The organism is Weissella koreensis KACC 15510, assembly GCF_000219805.1.
In the GTDB taxonomy this organism is placed as follows: Bacteria; Bacillota; Bacilli; order Lactobacillales; family Lactobacillaceae; genus Weissella; species Weissella koreensis.
Map to the genome: position 1 here is coordinate 422,630 of NC_015759.1, position 20,890 is coordinate 443,519.

Genomic DNA, 20,890 nt, shown 5'->3' on the forward strand with positions numbered 1-20,890 from the left:
CGTCTTTCTAATAAACTGGTCTTACTTCAGCTTGCGTATTAGCATCAGCAATCCCGACACTATCATGATTTAAAAATTCAGGATTATCAATAATTTTTAGCACCACATCAGCGATACTTTTTCTAGATCCTGAAACGCCGAGATAAGTTTCATCAGCGTGCGTAATTTCATAATTAATTTCACGATCATTTAACCAAGGTAATCGTAGCGTTGTATAATCCAAACCTGATGTTTTTAAAATTTCATCAGAGCGTAAGGCTGACGATAACCCACGCCCAATTTGAGCCTTATTCCAACGACCGAATTCACCTGGGACCTCATCGTAAATTCCCAAAACATTAGTGTAAATCACTCGCCCAACCTGATTTTGTTGCATAGCCTCAACTACATTTTTAGTTTGCTTATTATCTTCTGTATGATCTACAACTCCTACAAAGACAAGGTCTTGATTAGCCACAGCATTTTTAACGTCATCAAGTTTATCTAAGCTTCCTTCTATTACTGTTACTCTTGAATTGTCTTTTAGACTATTCAAATTACTTTTATCTCTTAAAAATAAAGTTAATTCAACATCATCAAATTTACTTTCTGATAACAAACGTTGTTCAATTAAACGTGAAATTCGTCCATTAGCAGCAATAATCAAAACTTTTTTAGTCATATTAAATTCTTCTTTCTTAATCTATATCTAAATTAAACACCTTAGAGCTAACTCCAAGTCAAAGCCTATTTCTTATTTTTATTCATTAAGATGATTATTAGTAAGCCAATCAATGAAAATACACTAATGAAGGCCATCACTACTTGATAATATTGGGACATATCGGTAATGCTCGAGCTAAACATCACCACAATTGATAACCCAACTGGTCCACCTAATTGATGGGCGACATTGGTCATCCCAGAAGCTGCCCCAGCTTGTTCTGCGCTGACATCAGTAACCCCAGCTGCAGTCAAAGGAGCTAATAACCAACCTTGACCTAACCCAATCAAGATCATTGGTAGTCCCATTGTAAGCAAATATCCAGCTTTAGGATCGATCAACAATGAAATGACCATACCTAGCAATAAAATTGATTGTCCTAACAACATTACCTTTTTATTTCCAAGCTTATTCGTTAATCTAGGTAAATATAAGGCAGCCAAAAAGTTAACGATGGTGAGTGGCAAAAAGCCCATTCCCGATTGAAGCGGTGTAAAGTGATACATGTTTTGCATAATTTGTGGCAAAATAAACCAGTATGTTAGCATTGCCATCATGAACAAAAACCTCACGATATATGATCCAGACCGAATTCGATTATTAAATAAGCTCATTGGAATTAAGGCATAAGAAATTTTGTTTTCATAATATACAAAGCCACCGGCAATGATGAGGGAAATAATAATTAACATTAAATTATTACTAGTAATTCCATAAACAAAGATAGCTGCCATCAAAACTGATAAGATAGCGCCCACGTAGTCAATTTGGCGCTTAATTGTGGTAGTATTTTCAATTTTAAAGAGCGTTAAGATTAACAAGAATGCGGCAAAAGGTACGTTGATTAAGAATCCAGCTCGCCAAGAAATGGCACTAGTCAACCATCCACCTAACAACAAACCAAAACTCGATCCAATTCCTGCCGTTGCTCCGTAATACGAAATAGCTCTCATCCGCATTTGACCTTCATAGTAATCCATCAATAAAGCTAAAGACGTTGGCGCAATAATTGCTGAACCAATTCCCTGAATCGCCCGAAAGATCATCATCATTAATGCTGAATCAGTCAATCCAATCATCATACTTGATAGGCCAAAAATCAATAGGCCAATCATAAATATCATTTTCCGACCAATCAAATCACCCAACCGACCAGCTAATAGCAAGAAACTACCAAATGTAATAGTATAAGCATTTGAAATCCAAGATAAAGTTACTTGGTCCATATGTAAATCTTGAGCAATTTTAACCGTGCTGGTAAATATAATCGAATTATCCATAAGTATTAAAAAATACGAGAATAAAATTATAAATAAAACGACCCCAAATTTATTTGCTTTTTTTGTCATGATTTCCCCATTCTTAAATTAAATCTGATAAATTAGTCCGTCCAGTAAATTGACGAATAGTAGGATCATATCTAAATCCATCTTCAATTTTCATATCTGATTTTTCGGTCAAACTTCTAATCACCTTGGTAGATGCTTCAATGTCTGTACTCATACTTGTTGTAAAAGGTACAATCATTTTTCCACTTAACTTAGCATCGTTTAATACGGTGTGAATAATCATTGGTGGTTGTTGCCACCACGTTGGAAAGCCTAAATAGATCAAATCATAAGCATCTAAATTAGGTAACGCTTCTTTGAGTTCTGGTTCAATATTATGATCTAATTGTTCTTTCCCAACTTCTACATAGTCTTCATAAGACTTTGGATACGGAACTTTTGCTTTAATTTCAAATAGTTGTCCGGTAGTTTGTTTTTGTAGCTCTAATGCTGCTTGACGCGTGGTCCCACTCATCGAAAAATACATAATCATACTTTTATTCATTGCTATCTCCTTGTTCCTTGTGCTTACTTAATAAAACAAAGTATATTCTTTGGAGTGTACTCCAAAGCAAGCTTTTTATTTAAATTTTCATTTAAATAAAAAAAGCCGAAAAAATCGGTTCACCACCGAATTTTTCCGACCATTAATTCAAAGATCATATATTAATTTATAATTGGGTCATTTTTCCATCAATAATTTGATAAACCTTATCAGCCATATCCTTCAATCTCAAATCATGGGTTACGACAATAATAATTTTATTGCGTTCATGAGCCAGATTTTTCAATAAATTGATCACCGTTAGCGATCGATCTGTATCCAAAGCTGCAGTCGGTTCATCGGCCAAAATATAATCTGGATTAGTGTATAAGGCCCTAGCAATGGCCACACGTTGTTTTTGCCCACCAGATAATTCATTAGGATACTTCTTTTGTAAATCTAATAGCCCTAGATCACTAAGTAACTCCTGCATTTCCTTATCAGTTAGATTATTTTCTTTGACCTTATCCGCCAATTTAAACTGTTCTTCAACAGTTAGGAAGGGAACTAGGTTATAAGATTGTAAGACGAAGCCTATTTTTTCAAGACGAAGCTTGGTCTGCTCTTTTTGGGACAAACTTGTAATCTGCTTCCCATTGATAGTAACTTCACCCTCACTAGGCGTTTGTAGTCCTCCGGCAATCGTCAAAAAAGTTGTTTTCCCGGAACCAGATGGGCCAACAACCAAAATCAATTGACCACTTTCCGCTTTGAAATTGATATTTTCAAGGGCCACATACTTACTGCTACCTTCCCCAAAAACCTTTTTTACGGAATCAAAAATTAAATTAGCCATAATTAACCTCCAATAATTTTGTAAGGATCGACTTTAGTAATTTGTCGAATTGGGATTAATGCCCCCAACAGAGACATCACAATAATACCTACTCCTGTCACAACAACATTACCAGTCGCAATCGCAATTGGAACTTCAGTTGGCAAGACGGCTGCTGTAATTTCGCCCAAGACAATCGCAAAGGCTACACCGATCACTGACATCACAAATGATTGGAATAATGTACTTAACACTAGATATTTCGTCGAAACTCCTTGAGCTTTTAGAACCCCTAAATTAGGTAATTTTTGAACGGTTAAAATGTATAAGAAAATTGAAATAACAATCAAAATAATAATATACAAGAAACCAATCATAAAGTTAAAGGTTAATTGTTGAGCACTGTAACCAGGCAACTTATCAATAAATTCAGATATCTTTAATTTTTTAGTTCCTTCAGGCAACGTTAAATTTTTAGGCTCATTTTTGAACACAACCGCGTTGATTACACCCCCATTGAGAGGCTCAATCGTTTGCATAGAAGTATAAACAACTGGTAAAGCACTCAAGGTAGCGTTAGGCGTAAAGCCGGTAATTTTAATTTTCACGTCAGAATTAGCGACTTTAATATAATCGCCAACTTTGAATCCATCATTTTTAAATTGATCTGATACTAAACCTTCATTTTGATTTGATGTCTTATGCCCACTTGTTGCTTGCAGCTTCTTAAAGATAAAGGAATCTGAATCAACCCCAATTAATTGGGCATTTTCTTTTAAACCAGCTTCTGATTTAACTAGGGTACTATATTGAGAAATTTTGGCTCCACTTTTTGATAAGGTATCTACTTCCTTTGATGAAATAAAAGATTGTGGCATCCTTCCCTCAGCATCACGATTTAATACAATACTATTGGCCTGCCATTCCGTAACAGCAGCCTTGTTAAGATCTGCGAGTCCGGTAGCTAATCCACTGAGAATAATTAATAAATAACTGACTAAAAATATTAAAGCTACGATCAAACCATAACGTAATTTTTCATGCAACATTTCTTTAATGGCTAGAAACATAATTTTCTCCTTATAAGATGACTTATGAACTTTGTATTCAATTATATATTTTTTCGAACATCTTTTCGCATATTTATGAAAATTTATTGAAAATTTTATGATTATATATATTAATAACTTTCCATACTTTTTATCGATATATGAATAATAATAAAGCCAATTAAATTAATAACTCGACATGCTTATATTTTTAGATGAACTTTAAATTATTTTTAATATATGCTTCCGTTTTATCAAAAATAAATTGTAAAATTATGGCTCCAATAAATGCATATATTATTGCAGTAAACATCGCAATATAATTTACTAACGCTTCACTATGTATAAATATATGTAAAACTTTCATGGTCCAAGCGCTTAATGGGAATACATTTAAATCTAGTGTATGAACAACCAACATCATTAAACTAACCTGTCCAATTTGAATTGATAACGGAATGAAAAATTTAAACCATGTAATATTTTCTAGCTTACGTATCCAAATTAATAAAGCAAAACTACCCATTATTCCTGCAACTGTCCCAAGAATAGGTCCTTGTGTAGCTTCTGCTGATACTAGTAACAAAATACCTTTCTGTGCTGATAACACCCATAGAATAACTCCAATAATACTTAAGCCCACATCTATTTTTAAATTACACTGCGATGCATCTAACCAATATTTCTTGGTATAGTACCCAGCTCCTAAAAACGGAAGCATAACTAATGCCGATAAAATTTGAAAAGGAAGTGCTGTGTAAATACCAATTCCATAACCCAATCCTGTTAATGCAATGATAATAATTATTTGGCTTATCCTACTTCTAACAAATTTAATAATAGCATTAAAAAGGAAACTTGCTTCAAAGTAGGCAACTAGATACCAAATCGCTCCTATTTTCACACCAAATTGAGGTAAAAACGCGTAATAATCTCCTCCGTTAACCAATATGGACGCTAATACCGTCTGTGAAACAGAATTTAAATTTTTAACTACTACATAATGCAAAAAGGATGACCACGGTTGATAGTATTCAATAATAAACATTAAAATCGTTAATAAGACCCCTATCAGGTAAGGTAATATTAACTTAGAAATATTCTTAGTTAATAGATTTTTATAATTTTTTTCTTTAAATAAAATTCCAGAAATAATTAAAAAAAGTGGCAAATGTACCGCAAACAAGTAATATCTCAGCGTATTCCCTAAAATTTCTGGTTGAATAATATGTCCAGCGATTACCATCATCATAGCTAACCCTCTAGCTATATCTAAATATTTAATTCGTGATTTATTCATTTTTTGTCCCAATCATTCTACATTTTAAGTTTTTTAATAGTTATTCCATTCATCTCAGCTACTTTTGGTCATACTTTCAATTATATTTATTAAATAAACTATTTTATCAGAATCTTTTTGCTTTCTTCTATACAAAAAGCAATATTATTATGTAATTATACCCTTTTCATACTACTTTATACTTATCTAAATTTTAATAACTAAAAATTGATATTTAGATAATATATAAAAAAGATATCTACCACTATAGTAGATATCTTTTATTTTTAAATTTTATTTTTTATTCTTGTATGACCAAGAGCTAATGGTCAAAGCAAATCCATCGTTCATCAAATACAAAATATAGTTAAAGAACAACACCAAAGAATCCGGATGGCCAGACTTCAATGTAATCCCCCATAACACGATCGAAAAGATTCCGCTAAAGGTAAATCCAATATAGGCTGATTTATAACGGAACAAAAGAAGCATCCCTGACATAACTCCCAGGGTCGCTTCAAATGAATCAATCACAGCTCGAGGGCTATGAAAAACATTCAGATCCATGAAAAATAAGAAGGCCCATAACAAAATTCCACCAAGTGAAAGCATAATATATCCAAATTTATCCATATTATGGGTTTCACGGGCCGTCCAGCGATCCCCAATCATAAGAGAACCTACATCAAGCGTCATTCCATAAACAAATTGCATAAATGCATTAGCGTAATTTCCTGTAGCTATAGAAACTGAAGCAATTAACGCTGCAGAAATCAAACCTGCCAAGCCTTGAAGACGAGAACTGTTAGAAATGGCGCATACACAGGTAAAGCCAATAATAGATCCCAACCATGACGGAATCGAAAGAGTATTAAATGGCGTCATAACGAAACCGGTATATGTTAATACTGCTAGTCCGAATGCCCAAAAAGCATAGTACGTTTTTGACCATCCAGAAACGCCTCGGACATAAAACTGTGGAGACAATACTTCTTTAAAATTAGCCTTAACTTCTTTCCCAGAAAGGTTACTAAAAATATTATCTGACAAATGAGACTTACTTACGTGTTGCATGAAAAAAATTACCAATTATCTGCTTCATCTTATATAACGTTCGACTGCAGTTCCTTTTATTGACCATCACGCAGGCCCGGTTGTTTATTTCTGTCAGAGTTTGACCGTCTGACTTAGCTGCAGTACAGCTAAAGTTCTTTTATTTAATGCGCGCTTAACTTCGCCCATAGATAAGTTTTATAACGACATTCTAGGTCTCATGTACTAGCTTAATATATCTGGCTACAAACGATTAAATCGTTTCCTGTTCGCCCACCTAGCCTACCATTTTGATCATAATTAGATAATTTTTTTAATAATATTCAATAATTTTTAACTTAATTTTATAAAGAACTTACCAAACGTTCTATTTTTATCTTTCATCAAATTTAAGTTATTTTACAATTATTACTTTTTTAATCTGGAGTATTAACTTTACCGATTTAATTAATATCTTATTTTTTCATAAAACTTATGAGCAGCTCCGATAAAAGCTGACAAAAATCGACCTAATTTATTATACGCTCGTTATTATCTTTTTCAACTTAATTATTTTACGATTTCGTTCACATAATTTTATTAACCCCATAAGTCAAAATAATAACGTGATTTTTCCAATATTACTTCCAACATATCTCCTATAAAATTAAAAAGCTCATCAGTCCAACTAATGAGCTCCTTTAAATATTTTTTAGTCCCAATATTAAATACTTTATTCTTTAAACTCCAAATGCTTCATCAAAAGTATTTAATTTTTTAATAAATTACTTACGTTTCTTCCAAACTAATAATCCAGCAAGCAATGCTAAAACTAAGATAAAAGCACTTTATCTTTGGTATATCCTATTAACATTCACCACTAAAGTTAATTCTTACCAATTAATTTTCCTTTTCCACATCGTTCTTCTTCATTACTCAAGTCCTCTATTTTAGAAATCTTAAGGGTCTGAAGTGCTTCCAAACATATGGTTTTCCTTTTGAATCGTTCAAAGTCTCTCTCCTTTTTATCTTTTATTACAATTAAAAAAGAATGTAAAAATACCCGAACATTATAACTAATATATTTTTATTTTAACATTATCTTTTTATATCAAATTAGTGCCGAACGTACCAAAAGTGACTCAAAAATATTTGATTTTAATTTCCCAATACTTAGTTTCATAGACTAAGATAACTGCCCAATAAGAGACATCAACTTAAAAAATATCGTATTGTTATTTAGAATGAATCTATTTAAATTAAAACTAACAATGTGTAATATTAAAAATACAAATTAGGCTCGCAAGGGCAAAAGTGCCTTAAAATATCTTAGTTATATTTTTCATAATCTTCGATTCAAAGACTATGAAAAGTGACAACAAGTGACATCTATTCCTAATTAATATAAACGACCTTATTAAAAACCATTAAAATAATATCTTCTATATATTTTCAAAAACAACACAAAAAAGCTCATCAGATATTTACCTAATGGACTTTATTATAATTAATTTTTAAAATTACTTTGCAATAACAGTCTTATACTCTTCACGAGAAATAACTGAAACTTGGCGCTTGTCACGGCCCAAACGACCGAACTTTACCACACCATCAGCTTTGGCATACAAAGTATCATCATTTCCACGACCAACGTTTGCCCCTGGGTAGATGTGTGTTCCACGTTGACGGTAAATGATTGATCCTGCCTTGATGTCTTGTCCATCGGCACGCTTTGTACCTAGGCGACGACCTGCTGAATCACGTCCGTTAGCAGATGAACCTCCACCTTTGTGGTGGGCAAGCATCGTCAAGTTAGTCAAATTCAATTGCATGATTTTATCCTCCTATATTCGATGTACGATTAAGCAATAGTGTCAATGACAACCTTAGTATAAGGTTGGCGGTGACCTTGCTTACTGTGTGAGTGCTTCTTTGGCTTGTACTTAAAAGTAACAACCTTCTTTTCCTTACCATGCTTAGCAACAGTTCCAGAAACTGAAGCACCGTCAACGTAAGGTGCACCTACAGTACCATCTGCGTAGACAACTTTGTCAAAGATAACTTTGTCACCTTCTGCAGCGTCCTTCTTTTCGACGTAAATTACGTCACCGGCAGAAACCTTATATTGCTTTCCACCATCCTCAATGATTGCATATGATGCCATGAGTATGAGACCTCCTATTAGATATATTATATAACTTAGACTCACCTTATCCGCAGTCGACGACTTTAAAACGGGGTTCGAGTGGTTGCAGTTTGTGGAAGCCACAAACACAACATTATTATTTTACTTTATTTACTTGAACTTTTCAAGACTTGAATTGGTTTTTACATCAAAAATGTTATCTAAATGGATTATCTTCATCATTATGATAGTAATCAAAATTTGAAAACTTACTATAATTTTTCTGAAACAACATCTTGGCTGTCCCACGTGATCCAGATCGATTCTTTTCAATAATCAATTCAATGGGTCCGTCTTCATCTTGTGTACCAGCAGTATTATTATCTCCATTTTCATCTTCTTGGCGATAATAATCTTCACGATACAAGAACCCTACAATGTCTGCATCCTGTTCAATTGATCCAGAATCCCGAATGTCAGATAGAACTGGTCTTTTATCCTGACGTTGTTCCACTCCACGCGAAAGTTGAGCAAGGGCGATAATTGGAACCTCCAATTCCATTGCCATTTTTTTAATATTTCGAGAAACCGAAGAAACCGCTTGTTGTTGAGATTCATTCGTAGTTCCTTCAACCAGTTGTAAATAATCGATAATGACTAACCCCAGTTGACCAGTTTTCTTTTTTAAGCGCCTTAGTTTAGATCGAATCTCCGTAATTTTAATTCCTGCAGTATCATCGATATAAAGTTGTGTGCCACTCAAAGAAGCCATAGCAATCGTTAATTTACTCCACTCTTCGTCGGTCAGCGATCCAGTTCGCATATTTTGCGAATTAATATTACCTTCTGAAGCTAACATCCGATTCACCAAAGAAACCGCTGGCATTTCTAAAGAAAAAATGGCGACTGGCAAGCCAGGATTCATCACCGCCACTTTTTGCGCTACATTTAGAACAAAGGCCGTCTTACCAACTGCTGGACGAGCCGCCACTACTACCATTTCACCAGGATGAAAACCAGTCGTTAAGTTATCTAATTCTCGAAAGCCAGAAGCTAGTCCGGTAATTTTGTCATCCGTCCGTGCATTACGTTCAATTTGGTCAAAGGATTCATTAACAACTTGCGAAATAGCTTGAAAATCAGCATCCCCGTCATTAATATCAATGTTATCCAATGAACCCGACATCCGAGCAATCAGATCTCCCACCGGCTCAACATCAGAATAACTTGATTCCGTTCCATCAGCTAAAACGTCTAATAATGAACGCCTTAAAGCCTTATCTTTGACGATTTGTGCATAAACCGCCGCATTACTGGCAATCGGCACAATCATTCCCAATTCAGCGAAATAACTGGGACCCCCGGAATTTTCCAATTGATTCATACTGCTCAACTGATCTTGCAAAACTAACGGATCAATTGGACGCCCACTATCATCTGCAGCTAACATCGCTTGATAAATCAAGCGATTTCTGGTTTGAAAAAAGTCATTAACACTGACAATACTACTAATGGTAGCCAACGTATCGGTGGGATCTGTACTAATTAAAACTGATCCTAAAACAGCCTGCTCCGCAAAACTATCTTGAGGTGCGCTTTTATAATCAACGACTTCATCTGCCATACTTTTAATTCCTATTTTTATTGCTCATCTGTATGAATACGGAGGTTAGCTTCGACGTTCTTATGAAGCTTAACCTTCACATTCCGATACCCTAATGAGCGAATTGGTTCCTTCATGTCCATCTTACGTTTATCCAACTTGATACCTAATTGTTGTTCAGCGGCCACTACAATTTGCTTAGATGAAATTGCACCAAATAAGCGACCATCTGATCCAGCTTTTGCTTTTAATTCAATCACTGAATCTTCTTGTTCTAATTTAGTCTTTAAATCTTGAGCCAGTTTGATTTCTTCTGCAGCTTCTCGATCGGCCGCGCGCTTTTGGCCTTGCAATGCTGAAACATTCGCATTAGTTGCCACTTCTGCTTTTTTATTTTTAATTAAAAAATTATTTGCGTAACCATCTGGGACTTCTTTAACTTCACCCTTTTTTCCACGGCCTTTAACATCTTCTAAGAAAATAACTTTCATCTTTTTACTCCTCCTCATCAAGTGGTGTTTCATCTTTTAAAACAGCATATAATTGTTGTCCAGCTTCGTCAACGGTTACCCCATTAATTTGGGTCGCAGCAAAGCTTAGATGACCACCGCCACCTAACTTTTCCATAATTGTTTGAACATTCTTCTCACCGTTTGAACGAGCCGAAATTCCAATCGTCTTTTCATCCCGACGCGCAACAACGAATGAACGTTCAATGCCTACAATTTGTAATAATGAATCAGCTGCTTGAGCGACCGAAACGGAATCATATGATTTTTTATCATCAGCCACAACAATTGCATCGCTGTCTAAGAATTGAGCGCGCGAAATTAAATCGGCGCGCTGACGATAATCTTCCATTGAATCTTTCATGAAATTTTGAATTAGTTTACCATCAGCACCCACAGAGCGAAGATAACTTGCTGCATCAAAAGTTCTAGTTCCCGAACGGATTGTAAACGACTTGGTATCCAATTGAATTCCCGCTAACAAGGTAGTTGCTTCAATTCTTGATAATCCACGACGATTCTTTGACTGATACTCAAATAATTCAGTTACCAACTCGGAAGTTGATGACGCATATGATTCAATATAAACCAACAAAGATTTCTCAGGAAACTCTTCCCCGCGACGATGATGATCAACAATAACTAAACGTTCCTTCAGCGCATCATAAACTTCTTTACTCTCGGTAATTGAACGTTTAGAGTGATCGACCATGATCAATAATGAGTGACCCGTAGCTCGTGCTATGACATCCGCTGGGCTCATTAAAGCATCCTTAGTTTGTTCATCTTCATGAATTGCATTATATAACATCTGCATATCAGTATGCCGTTTTTCATCTGGATCGCTAACAATCCAAGCTGGCTTATCAACCATCTTTGCAATGCGTCGTACACCTAATGCTGCTCCCATTGAATCTCGGTCACCGCGTGCATGTCCCATGACAAAGACCTGATCTGATGCATTGATTAGTTCACTCAAAGCTTGCGAAATAACTCGGGCCCGTACACGTGTTCGTTTAGCCATTGGATTAGTCGTTCCACCATAGAAACGCGCATCTTGTTGCGGTGATTTAACCACAACTTGATCACCACCACGTCCTAAAGCCAAATCCAATTGCGTTTGCGCAGCTTTCGCCATACTCATGACGTCACCATCATGGTATGAAATCCCAATACTCAAAGTAATTGGCATATTTTGACTTGAAGTATCTTCACGTACACTCTTCAAAATATTGAACTTATCTTTTTCTGCTAAACGCAGTCCTTGATAATAACCAATCAACATGTATTTATCTGGCGATAGCCGTCGCACATAAATTTCATGTTGATCCATCCAATCTGTGAGCATAGTTGTCACGTGTGAACGTAACGTTGATGATTCTGCGTCATTTAAACGTTCTGAAATTTCATCAAAATTATCTAAAGAAACGATTCCCATAAACAACCGACTATTTTCATACTTACGTTGAACTTGTGCAATATCTGTAATATCACGTAAATAAATCGCACGCAAATCAACTTGCACCTGCACTTCAAAAGTGCGACCCAACCAATCAATCGTGCGCCAAGTATCCTGATCTTTACTGGAGGCTGACTTTACGACACGATCCAAGACCGAACTAACTTTATTTAACTTTTGATCCATTAAATTAGCTTGTTCACTAATTCTTTGAATAAAAGGATTCACCCAATCAATTTCAAATTCTTCATTATACAAAATAACCCCTAAAGGCATTTGAATAATGGCTTCCTGTTCACCACGGTTAACCCGGTAAGAAAGCCCTGCAATATATTTTTGTGTATCGCTGCCAATAATTTTTAAAGTGTTAAAGACAAACACCAGGGCACATAAAATAATTATAACCCATACAATCCCAACCACCATATTCGCTTTAAAAGCTAACACCGTTCCAATTACCGCCATCACGGTAACCCAAATTGCTAAGAGTGTTAGACGCTTATTTTGAAAAAAATCTGGCAAAGACTGGAACAGACTAAAATGTTTCATTTTTGGTCTCCTCTTCACAATAATATCTTTATTATTATACCATGAAGCACTAAACATGCGTTTGTTCCCTATAAATAATCAAAATTAATCTTTGAAATGCCAAAGCCTTAGCTCCTACACTATTTAGGCCTACTTTGCATGTTTAAAGCTAGTTAAAAATTGAATAACCCGTTTGAAATTCAATCATCTTTATCATGAAATAATAAAGAGGCCTAGACATTTCGTCTTAGCCCCTCATATTGATATTTTTAAAATTCAAAATATTTAATTAATTTAAACAATCATTCTTTTATCAATGATTTGACCCGCCTTTGAGAGACAGTAATTCAAGATAAAGTACAATAATGCGAGCATTAAGAACATTGGAATGATTTCCGACGGATGCTGAGCGTAAATAATTTGCGCGCGATACATCATTTCGGGCAACATAATAATAGTGGCCAAAGAAGTATCTTTAATTAAAGACACAAACTGCGAAATAATCGGTGGAATCATTTTTTTGTATGCTTGTGGTAACAAAACATGCCAGAGGGCCTGCTTTTTCGTCAAACCATTAGAAAGCGCGCCTTCTAATTGGCCTTTGGGTACCGCCACAATTCCGCCTCGTACAATTTCGGCCAACATTGCTGATTCAAAAATAGTAAGGGCAAAAACCGTACTACCCATGACACTAAATTGAATACCAATCTTTGGCAAAGCAAAATAAGTAAAGAAGATGATCAACAAAAGGGGTAAGTTTCGAATCAGATCAATGATAAATCCTACAACACCTGACAAAATATTAATTTTTGCATAACGAAGCACTCCTAAAATGGACCCAATAACAAAACTTAATATTACAGAAATTACCGCTACTTGGATCGTAACCCACATTCCCTCTAAGAGAAAGCGCATGTTAATCCATGAATACGCTTGAATAAAGTTATCCATCATAATTAGGCCTCCCGTGCAAGTTTATCTTCAAGATAGCGCATATAGTAACTGATAGGCATGGTTATCACTAAGTAGAACAAGCCCACAATAATATATGGATTGAAAGTATCAAAGGTTAATTGTGAAATTTGATTAGCTTGATACATTAGATCAAAACCAGCCACGAACGCCAAAATTGATGAATTCTTAACAAGGTTCACAAATTGATTCCCCAAAGGTGGAATCACATATTTAAACGCCTGAGGTAGAATAATCATCCTCATCGTCTCCCACCAGCTTAATCCATTCGAACGGGCACCTTCATACTGACCTGGATCAACAGCAAAAATACCGGCTTTGACAGTCTCAGCAATGAAAGCTGATGTGTATAACATCAAGCCAATCGTTCCGGCCATAAAACCATTAATTTTCAAAACACTGGCCATCACAATATAGAAAAACATCGTCACTACCAAAAGTGGTACATTTCGTAAAACTTCGATATATAGGCGTGCTAAGTAATGGGTGATTTTATTAGGAATCACTTCAACAATGGCGAAAAAAGTTCCCAAAATCAATGAACCAATCAAAGCAATGACACTTGATAACAAAGTCCAACCAAAACCAACTAAGAATTCATGACTGTAAGTATTGAATAAATTAATCATAACTTTGCCATCTCCTTCCAATCCATTCCCGGTACATCACTAAACCATTTTTTCATCAAGCGCGCATAAGTGCCATCTTTTTGCATGGCGTCAATCGCTTGATTAACTTTTTTGACTAACTTGGGATTGTTTTTTTCAATAGCGATCCCGTAAGGTTCATTCGTGAAGTTACCACCCACTAATTTCAGACTGGTATCATCTTTAGCCATTCCTGCTAAAATACCAGAATCAGTCGTTAAAACATCCCCTTGCCCAGCTTTTAAAGCTGACAAAGCAGTAGCGTAGTCAGATAAAGCTAATACTCGAGCTTTGGGAGCTTTTTCTTTAACTTCTTCCACCGAAGTCGAACCTTGCACTCCTAATACGGTTACCTTACGATTATTGACGTCAGAAATATTCTTAATATCTGAACCCTTTTTAACCATTAGCGATTGTCCAGCGTTAAAATAAGGTTTCGAAAAATCAACGGTTTTAGCACGCTCCGGTGTAATCGACATTGTCGCAATAATAGCATCAATATTGTTATTAATTAACAACGGAATTCGCGTCCCTGATGTCACTTGTACAAACTCAGTTTTTGCTTGCGGATTAATGCGACGGGTTACTTCTTTGGCGACATCAACATCAAAGCCTTCAACTTTTCCAGTCTTAATATTCATCAGACCCATTAAGCTGGTGTCAGCCTTAGTTCCCCAAACCATTCTGTTCTTATGTTCAATCCTATCGAGCACCTGGTTTTTTTGTTGATCAGCAGAAACACTGCTCCCAAACCCTAAACTTAATCCCAAGGCAATTGCCAACGCACTCCCAATTTTTATGAAATTTTTCATAGCCTTCCCCCAGTTAATCTTCCATTAATTAGCTCCTATATCGCTGCTTAAATTATTCTAATACCATTAATTTTATTAATGTTTAATTTGTGACAAGAATTGCTGGGCCCGCTTTTCTTTTGGCTTTTCAAAGAATTGCGCGGTCGGCGTATCTTCTAAAATCTCGCCATCAGCCATGAAAATCACCCGATCGGCGACTTCTTTAGCAAATCCCATTTCGTGGGTTACAACTAGCATCGTCATATCTGAATCTTCAGCGATGCTTTTCATCAAATTCAAAACATCATTAATCATTTCCGGGTCTAATGCTGAAGTTGGTTCGTCAAACAAAAGAGCTTTGGGTTTCATTGCCAATGAACGAGCAATCGCAATTCGTTGTTGTTGTCCACCAGATAATGAAGATGGCATTTTTTCAGCTTTATCAACTAATCCGACTTTTTCCAATAGTTTCATCGCATTTTCTTTATTTTCAGCTTCATCCATTTTCAAAACTTTACGCGGTGCTAGCATCAAATTTTCTAGCACCGTTTTATTGGCATAAAGATTAAAATGTTGAAACACCATTCCAACATCTTTCCGAATTTTATTCATATCTGTTTTTTTATCAGCTAAATCATAATCATTAACAATTAAGTGGCCTTCTTGAATTGGTTCTAATCCATTGATGGTTCGAATCAGCGTTGATTTTCCTGAACCAGATGGTCCAATTAATACAACTGTTTCACCAGCATCAACTTCTAAATTAATATCCTTCAAGGCGTGAAAATCACCATAATACTTACCAACGTGGTTAAATTCAATCATTGACATTATTAAATCCCCCTTAAAATTCATTAATAATACATTTTATAATTTCTCACAAAAATGTTATATTTGTCAAATTTTTCTAAAAAAGCCGAGAACAATCCCCGACTTTACTTACTTTATTTTAGCATATTTTTAATAATTCGGTCGATTTCTTTTTGCGTTTTTACCCAATTATTATTAATAATCATATGCGCATATTGTTTTAATGCATCAGGGACTGATAAATCTCGAATAAATTCAGCACTTTGTATCCGCTTTTGAATCCGCTCTAACTGGTCTCCCCGATCAATCAATCGTTGTGTTAAATCCGCCGCATTCTCAACTGATAGATAGAGCACCTCAACCTTTGATCCCAATTGTTGTGCATAAGTCAAAGCTCCCGCTGTGTCTAAAACAATCGTAATTAATGAGTTTTTCTCCCAAGCCCGATTCAAGCCTTCGTATGAAGAACCATAATGATAATTACTATAGACTACCTGCTCTAAATAATGATTTTTAGGAAAACTAGCCTCCGTCTCAAAATAATAATCTTGTCCATCGGCTTCACCTGCTCGTGGTGGTCGTGTAGTGTGCGTTACCACCTGAGGAAAATGATATTTTTCTGCTAAGTACCGTGCTACCGTCGTTTTCCCTGTCCCAGTATTTCCCGTAATTACTAAAACTTTTTGCGCTTCTTCGTTTGTCATACTTTCAATCCTTGACCTTAAATTTTTTCTTAAAAAAGAAACCAAACTAGCCACAGCGAAACAAAGCTCTACTGACCTAGTCTGATTTCATTCTTTTGATATTTAAACTTAATTATGCTTCATTGGCTAAACGATAAATTGCTTCCGCAAAGATCGCCATAGAACGTGTCAAATCAGCTACTGGGTAAAATTCATCAGGTTGGTGCATTGTATCCGGTACACCTTCAAACATAGCCCCAAACGCAACTCCACGGTCCAACAAACGGCCAAAGGTTCCACCACCGATAACTTGTTCAGCAGCTGGCAAACCAGTATGCTTCCGGTAAACATCCAACAAAGTCGTTACTAGTGGATCTTCTCCTGAAACATAATGTGGGCCTTGAGCATGACCTTCAACAGCCACTGTGGCGTCAAAGTCAGGAGTCAATGCTCCTGTTACGGCCTTTCCAATTTCTTCCGGATTAGTGTTTTGTGGGTAACGGAAGTTCAAGTTAACGAAACCATCTTTATCAGCTTCAAAGCGTTGAATTCCAATATTCATTGATAGATCACCCATCAAATCATCATGCTTCAATGCTCCGATACGGAAAGCAGTTGAATCATCATGAACGGCAGTTCCCAAGAATGTTAAGAATCCCTTAGCATTTCCACCAAAGTCATATTGTTGTAGGAAGTTGGCCAAGAATGTTCCTGCGTTCAAACCAGTTTCAGGTGAAGCCCCATGAACTTGCTTACCATAGAAAGTAATTGTAGCTAAGTGACCTTCTACTTCAATTTCAGCTTTAGCACGCTTTTCACCAGCCAAGTAACGTTCCAATCCAGAAACCAACATTTGTGGATCTTGAACAGTTACATGCGCAACGGCGGTTCCAGGAACCATATTTGGTCGTTGTCCAGCTTTAAAATCGCGTAGTTCAACAGTTCCACCATTGGTTCCGGCAAAACGAACAACTTGTGAAACGTTCCCCTTTTCTCCATTAATAATAGGGAATTCAGCATCAGGTGAGAATCCCATTGTTGGGTAACCCTTGGTGTTGAAGAATTCTTCCATTCCTGTCCATTCAGATTCTTCATCAATTCCCATTACCAAACGTACCCGACGCTTCATAGGAACATTCATATCTTTTAACATCTTCAAAGCATAATAAGCGATCATTGAAGGTCCCTTATCATCAGATGCCCCACGAGCATAAAGGCGTCCATCTTCAATCACTGGAGTGAAAGGTTCTTTAGTCCAGCCTTCTCCTTCAGGCATTACGTCCAAATGCCCAATCACATCAATGGATTCAGCAGTATCTTCATCCCCTAATTCGGCATAACCAACCAAACCTTTGAAATCACCTGTTCGGAAACCATCGCGTTCAGCCATGCTCTCCCAAGTTGTAAGTGCTTCTTTTGTCTTAGGACCAAGTGGTGCATCCGGTGTGGCTGCTTCATCATCACGAACTGATGGGATTGCCAACAATGTCTTTAAATCACGCAATAAGTCATCTTCATATTTAAGCGACTCAGCGAGCCATTCTGATGCATTTTTGTTATTCATTAGTAAGTCTCCTCTAAAATAGATCTTATATTTTATTTTACACTCTTTATGATAATTTTCCAAAAACTTCTTAGAATTAATTCGTTATATTAATAATATTTAATCGTTCTAAAACCTGTCTAAAAATTAGTACCATACAAATAAGAAAACCCATCTCAGTCAAAAAATTTGACCAAGATAGGTTTAACAAATTAGTTATACATATTTTATTTTAGATTAATCAGCAGACAAAGCATCAATGGGGTTCAAACGTGATGCTCGACGTGCTGGCATCAAAGCGGCTAGGAATGAAATGACCAAAGCTACTACGATGGTAAAGATCACGTTCCCGACACTGACTTGAATCATGTTAAACTTCGCAATCTTATACAAAGCAGCATTCAATGCAAAGCCAAGACCATATGCTATTACTAAGGCCAAGACGGCTGACAACAAACCAATAATAATTGATTCAGATGTAAATAATCGACGAATGTCACGCTTTGATTCACCCAATGCGCGCAAAATTCCGATTTCCTTAGTTCGTTCAGAAACTGACATATACATGGTAACAATAATCATCAAAGCTGAAACAACTAATGAAATTCCAGAGATTGCTGCCAAAACAGTTGTAGCTAAGCTCACAATTGTATTAATTGTGTCTAAGATCGAACCAACTGAGATAGCTAAGAAGGCTTTTTGACCATCTACTTGGATCGCATTAATATCCTTCACCGCAGCCTTAACATTCTTGGTATCATCGATTTTAACTGAAGCATAAGTATAATCAGTATTAGCACCGGCTTCTTCCAAAACTTTACGCATGGTTGCTTCGTTGGTTGCAGCCATGGCTCCAGTTTGTGCTTCTGCTACACCTGAAACCTTAAAGGTCTTAGTAATTGGCTTAGGAACATTGTTTTGATCATAAGCAATAAAGGTCAAGTTAACATTCTTACCCACAATTGACTTCCAATTATCAGGACTCACCTTTTGCGCAAAGGTCTTCTTATCGACGACAATTTCGCCATCCTTAGGAGTGTGACCGGCCTTAATGATTGAATCACTATAGGCTGGTGTCCAACTCTGATATTGTGGCGTTTGAATATCATTACCATCATATGAAACGGTAACGTTAGTAAACATGTAGCCAGGGTTAACCTTCTTAACATGCTTAACGTCTGCCATCTTGTTCAAGTAATCATTTGACATCGTGGCTTTCTTATAGTCAGTCATCATGGTCTGCATTGTATTTTGCATCAATTCAGATGATTCCTTACCTTTAGCCTCTTTGTTGGTTACAACATTTTTCATAATGGTTGGATAATTTGGATTAGCTAAATCACCCACTTGCTTTTGGATGTAGGCATTAACCCCGTTTCCAATTCCAGAAAAGAGCAAAACGGCAAACAATCCAATCGCCGTTCCAATCATAATCAATGAATTACGCCAGAAATTATGGGCGAAATGCTTCCAAGCGTTTTGAAAACTTGCTGAAAGTGGCATGGCTTTTGATTCAATTTTGGAGGTTCCTTGCCCAACGGGATAAGCATCGTGAATACGGGTATTCCCATCCACTTTTCCATCTGCTAGATGTACAATTCGTGTTCCATGATTAGCAACATCTTGAGAGTGCGTTACAGCAATCACAAGTTTTCCATCTTCCGCAATTTCTTGCAAAAGTGCCAAAACATCTGCTGTATTTTGTGAGTCTAACGCCCCAGTTGGCTCGTCAGCAATAATGACCTCAGGATCAGGAGCTAAAGCTCGTGCAATCGCTACTCGTTGCTTCTGACCACCTGATAATTGATTAGGATGTTTTTTCATTTGGTCGCCCAAGCCAACCCGTTCCAAAAGTTCCTTAGCCCGATCTTCACGTTCGCTATGACTCATAGTTGTCATATCAAGTGAAATCAAAACGTTATCCAAAACCGTTAAATGAGAAATCAAATTATATGATTGATAGATGTAGCCAATGGTTCCCCGACGGTATTCATCTAACATTTTTTCTTTACGGTGATTCAATTTTTGACCAGAAATGGTAACACTTCCATCAAAATTACGATCCAAGCCACCGATGATATTCATCAAAGTTGACTTTCCACCTCCAGATTCACCAAGGACTGAAACAAATTCTCCCAATTCAAAATCTAAATCAATTCCCTTTAAAACTGGAAATTCCTCTTGGCCTAAGAAATATGATTTCTTTATGTCTCTTAGTTCTAAATATGCCATAAACATGCCTCTTTATCTTTATTTTTAATTCAATAAGTTTAGCTTCGTATTATACGTTCTTTTAAAAGAATTGTAAAGTTATCTGTCAAAAACATCGAAATCTTTGTATAATTTTTAGTTGGACTCATTTTAACATTTTTTTATAGTAAAATTACGTTATTTTAAGTAAATAAATTTGTAATTTAGGAATAAATATTGGCTAATTCCAAATTAGTCCCAAACTATGTTTTGACATTGGCTAAATAAAGCGAAAAAGGTCGGGACAAATCGTCTCGACC

Annotated in this window: 19 protein-coding genes and 1 other annotated feature; all 19 genes read right to left on the reverse strand. The window is 36.1% G+C overall.

The annotated features are described in order from the left end of the window. Positions 1–7: 7 nt before the first annotated feature. On the reverse strand, positions 8–661 hold the full coding sequence (locus WKK_RS02070; RefSeq protein ID WP_013989295.1) for an NAD(P)H-binding protein: 654 nt from the start codon (positions 659–661) through the stop codon (positions 8–10). A gap of 65 nt (positions 662–726) precedes the next feature. After that, positions 727–2,052, reverse strand: coding sequence for an MFS transporter (locus tag WKK_RS02075; RefSeq protein ID WP_013989296.1), 1,326 nt, complete (start codon positions 2,050–2,052; stop codon positions 727–729). Between the two features lie 13 nt (positions 2,053–2,065). Next, a complete protein-coding gene (locus WKK_RS02080; protein WP_013989297.1) occupies positions 2,066–2,536 on the reverse strand; it encodes a flavodoxin in 471 nt (156 codons plus the stop codon). A 166-nt stretch (positions 2,537–2,702) separates the two neighbouring features. After that, complete coding sequence (locus tag WKK_RS02085) at positions 2,703–3,371, reverse strand: ABC transporter ATP-binding protein (protein WP_013989298.1); 669 nt, start codon at positions 3,369–3,371, stop codon at positions 2,703–2,705. A 2-nt stretch (positions 3,372–3,373) separates the two neighbouring features. After that, complete coding sequence (locus WKK_RS02090; protein WP_013989299.1) at positions 3,374–4,420, reverse strand: FtsX-like permease family protein; 1,047 nt, start codon at positions 4,418–4,420, stop codon at positions 3,374–3,376. Between the two features lie 190 nt (positions 4,421–4,610). Beyond that, positions 4,611–5,699, reverse strand: a complete 1,089-nt coding sequence (locus WKK_RS02095; RefSeq protein ID WP_081461278.1) for an acyltransferase family protein — start codon at positions 5,697–5,699, stop codon at positions 4,611–4,613. A gap of 273 nt (positions 5,700–5,972) precedes the next feature. Then, entirely contained in the window at positions 5,973–6,752 is a 780-nt protein-coding gene (gene pnuC, locus WKK_RS02100; protein WP_013989301.1) for a nicotinamide riboside transporter PnuC, read from the reverse strand. 1,478 nt (positions 6,753–8,230) lie between these two features. Then, positions 8,231–8,542, reverse strand: coding sequence for a 50S ribosomal protein L27 (gene rpmA / locus WKK_RS02105; protein ID WP_006845860.1), 312 nt, complete (start codon positions 8,540–8,542; stop codon positions 8,231–8,233). Between the two features lie 29 nt (positions 8,543–8,571). Beyond that, the gene (gene rplU / locus WKK_RS02110; RefSeq protein ID WP_013989302.1) at positions 8,572–8,874 is read right to left on the reverse strand and encodes a 50S ribosomal protein L21; all 303 of its coding nucleotides are present in this window, start codon (positions 8,872–8,874) and stop codon (positions 8,572–8,574) included. A gap of 27 nt (positions 8,875–8,901) precedes the next feature. Beyond that, positions 8,902–8,971, reverse strand: a sequence feature (ribosomal protein L21 leader region). 81 nt (positions 8,972–9,052) lie between these two features. After that, positions 9,053–10,459: a replicative DNA helicase gene (gene dnaB, locus WKK_RS02115; protein ID WP_013989303.1), complete on the reverse strand. Its 1,407-nt coding sequence runs from the start codon at positions 10,457–10,459 to the stop codon at positions 9,053–9,055. A 17-nt stretch (positions 10,460–10,476) separates the two neighbouring features. Then, positions 10,477–10,929, reverse strand: a complete 453-nt coding sequence (rplI, locus tag WKK_RS02120) for a 50S ribosomal protein L9 (protein WP_006845863.1) — start codon at positions 10,927–10,929, stop codon at positions 10,477–10,479. 4 nt (positions 10,930–10,933) lie between these two features. Next, positions 10,934–12,955, reverse strand: a complete 2,022-nt coding sequence (locus WKK_RS02125; protein WP_006845864.1) for a DHH family phosphoesterase — start codon at positions 12,953–12,955, stop codon at positions 10,934–10,936. Positions 12,956–13,228: 273 nt separating this feature from the next. Further along, positions 13,229–13,885, reverse strand: a complete 657-nt coding sequence (locus WKK_RS02130; RefSeq protein WP_013989304.1) for an amino acid ABC transporter permease — start codon at positions 13,883–13,885, stop codon at positions 13,229–13,231. Between the two features lie 5 nt (positions 13,886–13,890). Further along, positions 13,891–14,535 carry an amino acid ABC transporter permease gene (locus WKK_RS02135; protein ID WP_013989305.1) on the reverse strand — a complete coding sequence of 215 codons (645 nt, stop codon included), beginning with the start codon at positions 14,533–14,535 and terminating at the stop codon, positions 13,891–13,893. Further along, the gene (locus WKK_RS02140) at positions 14,532–15,365 is read right to left on the reverse strand and encodes a transporter substrate-binding domain-containing protein (RefSeq protein WP_013989306.1); all 834 of its coding nucleotides are present in this window, start codon (positions 15,363–15,365) and stop codon (positions 14,532–14,534) included. The genes WKK_RS02135 and WKK_RS02140 overlap by 4 nt, the downstream gene beginning before the upstream one ends. 75 nt (positions 15,366–15,440) lie before the next feature. Then, positions 15,441–16,175 (reverse strand): amino acid ABC transporter ATP-binding protein, encoded by a 735-nt coding sequence (locus tag WKK_RS02145; protein WP_041942384.1) that lies wholly within the window; start codon positions 16,173–16,175, stop codon positions 15,441–15,443. Positions 16,176–16,288: 113 nt separating this feature from the next. After that, positions 16,289–16,858: an nSTAND3 domain-containing NTPase gene (locus WKK_RS02150; protein WP_013989308.1), complete on the reverse strand. Its 570-nt coding sequence runs from the start codon at positions 16,856–16,858 to the stop codon at positions 16,289–16,291. A gap of 112 nt (positions 16,859–16,970) precedes the next feature. Then, a complete protein-coding gene (pepV, locus tag WKK_RS02155) occupies positions 16,971–18,401 on the reverse strand; it encodes a dipeptidase PepV (protein WP_006845870.1) in 1,431 nt (476 codons plus the stop codon). 216 nt (positions 18,402–18,617) lie between these two features. Beyond that, entirely contained in the window at positions 18,618–20,612 is a 1,995-nt protein-coding gene (locus tag WKK_RS02160; RefSeq protein ID WP_013989309.1) for an ABC transporter ATP-binding protein/permease, read from the reverse strand. Between the last annotated feature and the right edge of the window lie 278 nt (positions 20,613–20,890).

Excerpts from the sequence above, each read along its gene's own strand:
- WKK_RS02070 (WP_013989295.1), bottom strand. The coding sequence starts at position 661 with ATGACTAAAAAAGTTTTGATTATTGCTGCTAATGGACGAATTTCACGT.
- WKK_RS02075 (WP_013989296.1), bottom strand. The coding sequence starts at position 2,052 with ATGACAAAAAAAGCAAATAAATTTGGGGTCGTTTTATTTATAATTTTA.
- WKK_RS02080 (WP_013989297.1), bottom strand. The coding sequence starts at position 2,536 with ATGAATAAAAGTATGATTATGTATTTTTCGATGAGTGGGACCACGCGT.
- WKK_RS02085 (WP_013989298.1), bottom strand. The coding sequence starts at position 3,371 with ATGGCTAATTTAATTTTTGATTCCGTAAAAAAGGTTTTTGGGGAAGGT.
- WKK_RS02090 (WP_013989299.1), bottom strand. The coding sequence starts at position 4,420 with ATGTTTCTAGCCATTAAAGAAATGTTGCATGAAAAATTACGTTATGGT.
- WKK_RS02095 (WP_081461278.1), bottom strand. The coding sequence starts at position 5,699 with ATGAATAAATCACGAATTAAATATTTAGATATAGCTAGAGGGTTAGCT.
- pnuC (WP_013989301.1), bottom strand. The coding sequence starts at position 6,752 with ATGCAACACGTAAGTAAGTCTCATTTGTCAGATAATATTTTTAGTAAC.
- rpmA (WP_006845860.1), bottom strand. The coding sequence starts at position 8,542 with ATGCAATTGAATTTGACTAACTTGACGATGCTTGCCCACCACAAAGGT.
- rplU (WP_013989302.1), bottom strand. The coding sequence starts at position 8,874 with ATGGCATCATATGCAATCATTGAGGATGGTGGAAAGCAATATAAGGTT.
- dnaB (WP_013989303.1), bottom strand. The coding sequence starts at position 10,459 with ATGGCAGATGAAGTCGTTGATTATAAAAGCGCACCTCAAGATAGTTTT.
- rplI (WP_006845863.1), bottom strand. The coding sequence starts at position 10,929 with ATGAAAGTTATTTTCTTAGAAGATGTTAAAGGCCGTGGAAAAAAGGGT.
- WKK_RS02125 (WP_006845864.1), bottom strand. The coding sequence starts at position 12,955 with ATGAAACATTTTAGTCTGTTCCAGTCTTTGCCAGATTTTTTTCAAAAT.
- WKK_RS02130 (WP_013989304.1), bottom strand. The coding sequence starts at position 13,885 with ATGGATAACTTTATTCAAGCGTATTCATGGATTAACATGCGCTTTCTC.
- WKK_RS02135 (WP_013989305.1), bottom strand. The coding sequence starts at position 14,535 with ATGATTAATTTATTCAATACTTACAGTCATGAATTCTTAGTTGGTTTT.
- WKK_RS02140 (WP_013989306.1), bottom strand. The coding sequence starts at position 15,365 with ATGAAAAATTTCATAAAAATTGGGAGTGCGTTGGCAATTGCCTTGGGA.
- WKK_RS02145 (WP_041942384.1), bottom strand. The coding sequence starts at position 16,175 with ATGTCAATGATTGAATTTAACCACGTTGGTAAGTATTATGGTGATTTT.
- WKK_RS02150 (WP_013989308.1), bottom strand. The coding sequence starts at position 16,858 with ATGACAAACGAAGAAGCGCAAAAAGTTTTAGTAATTACGGGAAATACT.
- pepV (WP_006845870.1), bottom strand. The coding sequence starts at position 18,401 with ATGAATAACAAAAATGCATCAGAATGGCTCGCTGAGTCGCTTAAATAT.
- WKK_RS02160 (WP_013989309.1), bottom strand. The coding sequence starts at position 20,612 with ATGGCATATTTAGAACTAAGAGACATAAAGAAATCATATTTCTTAGGC.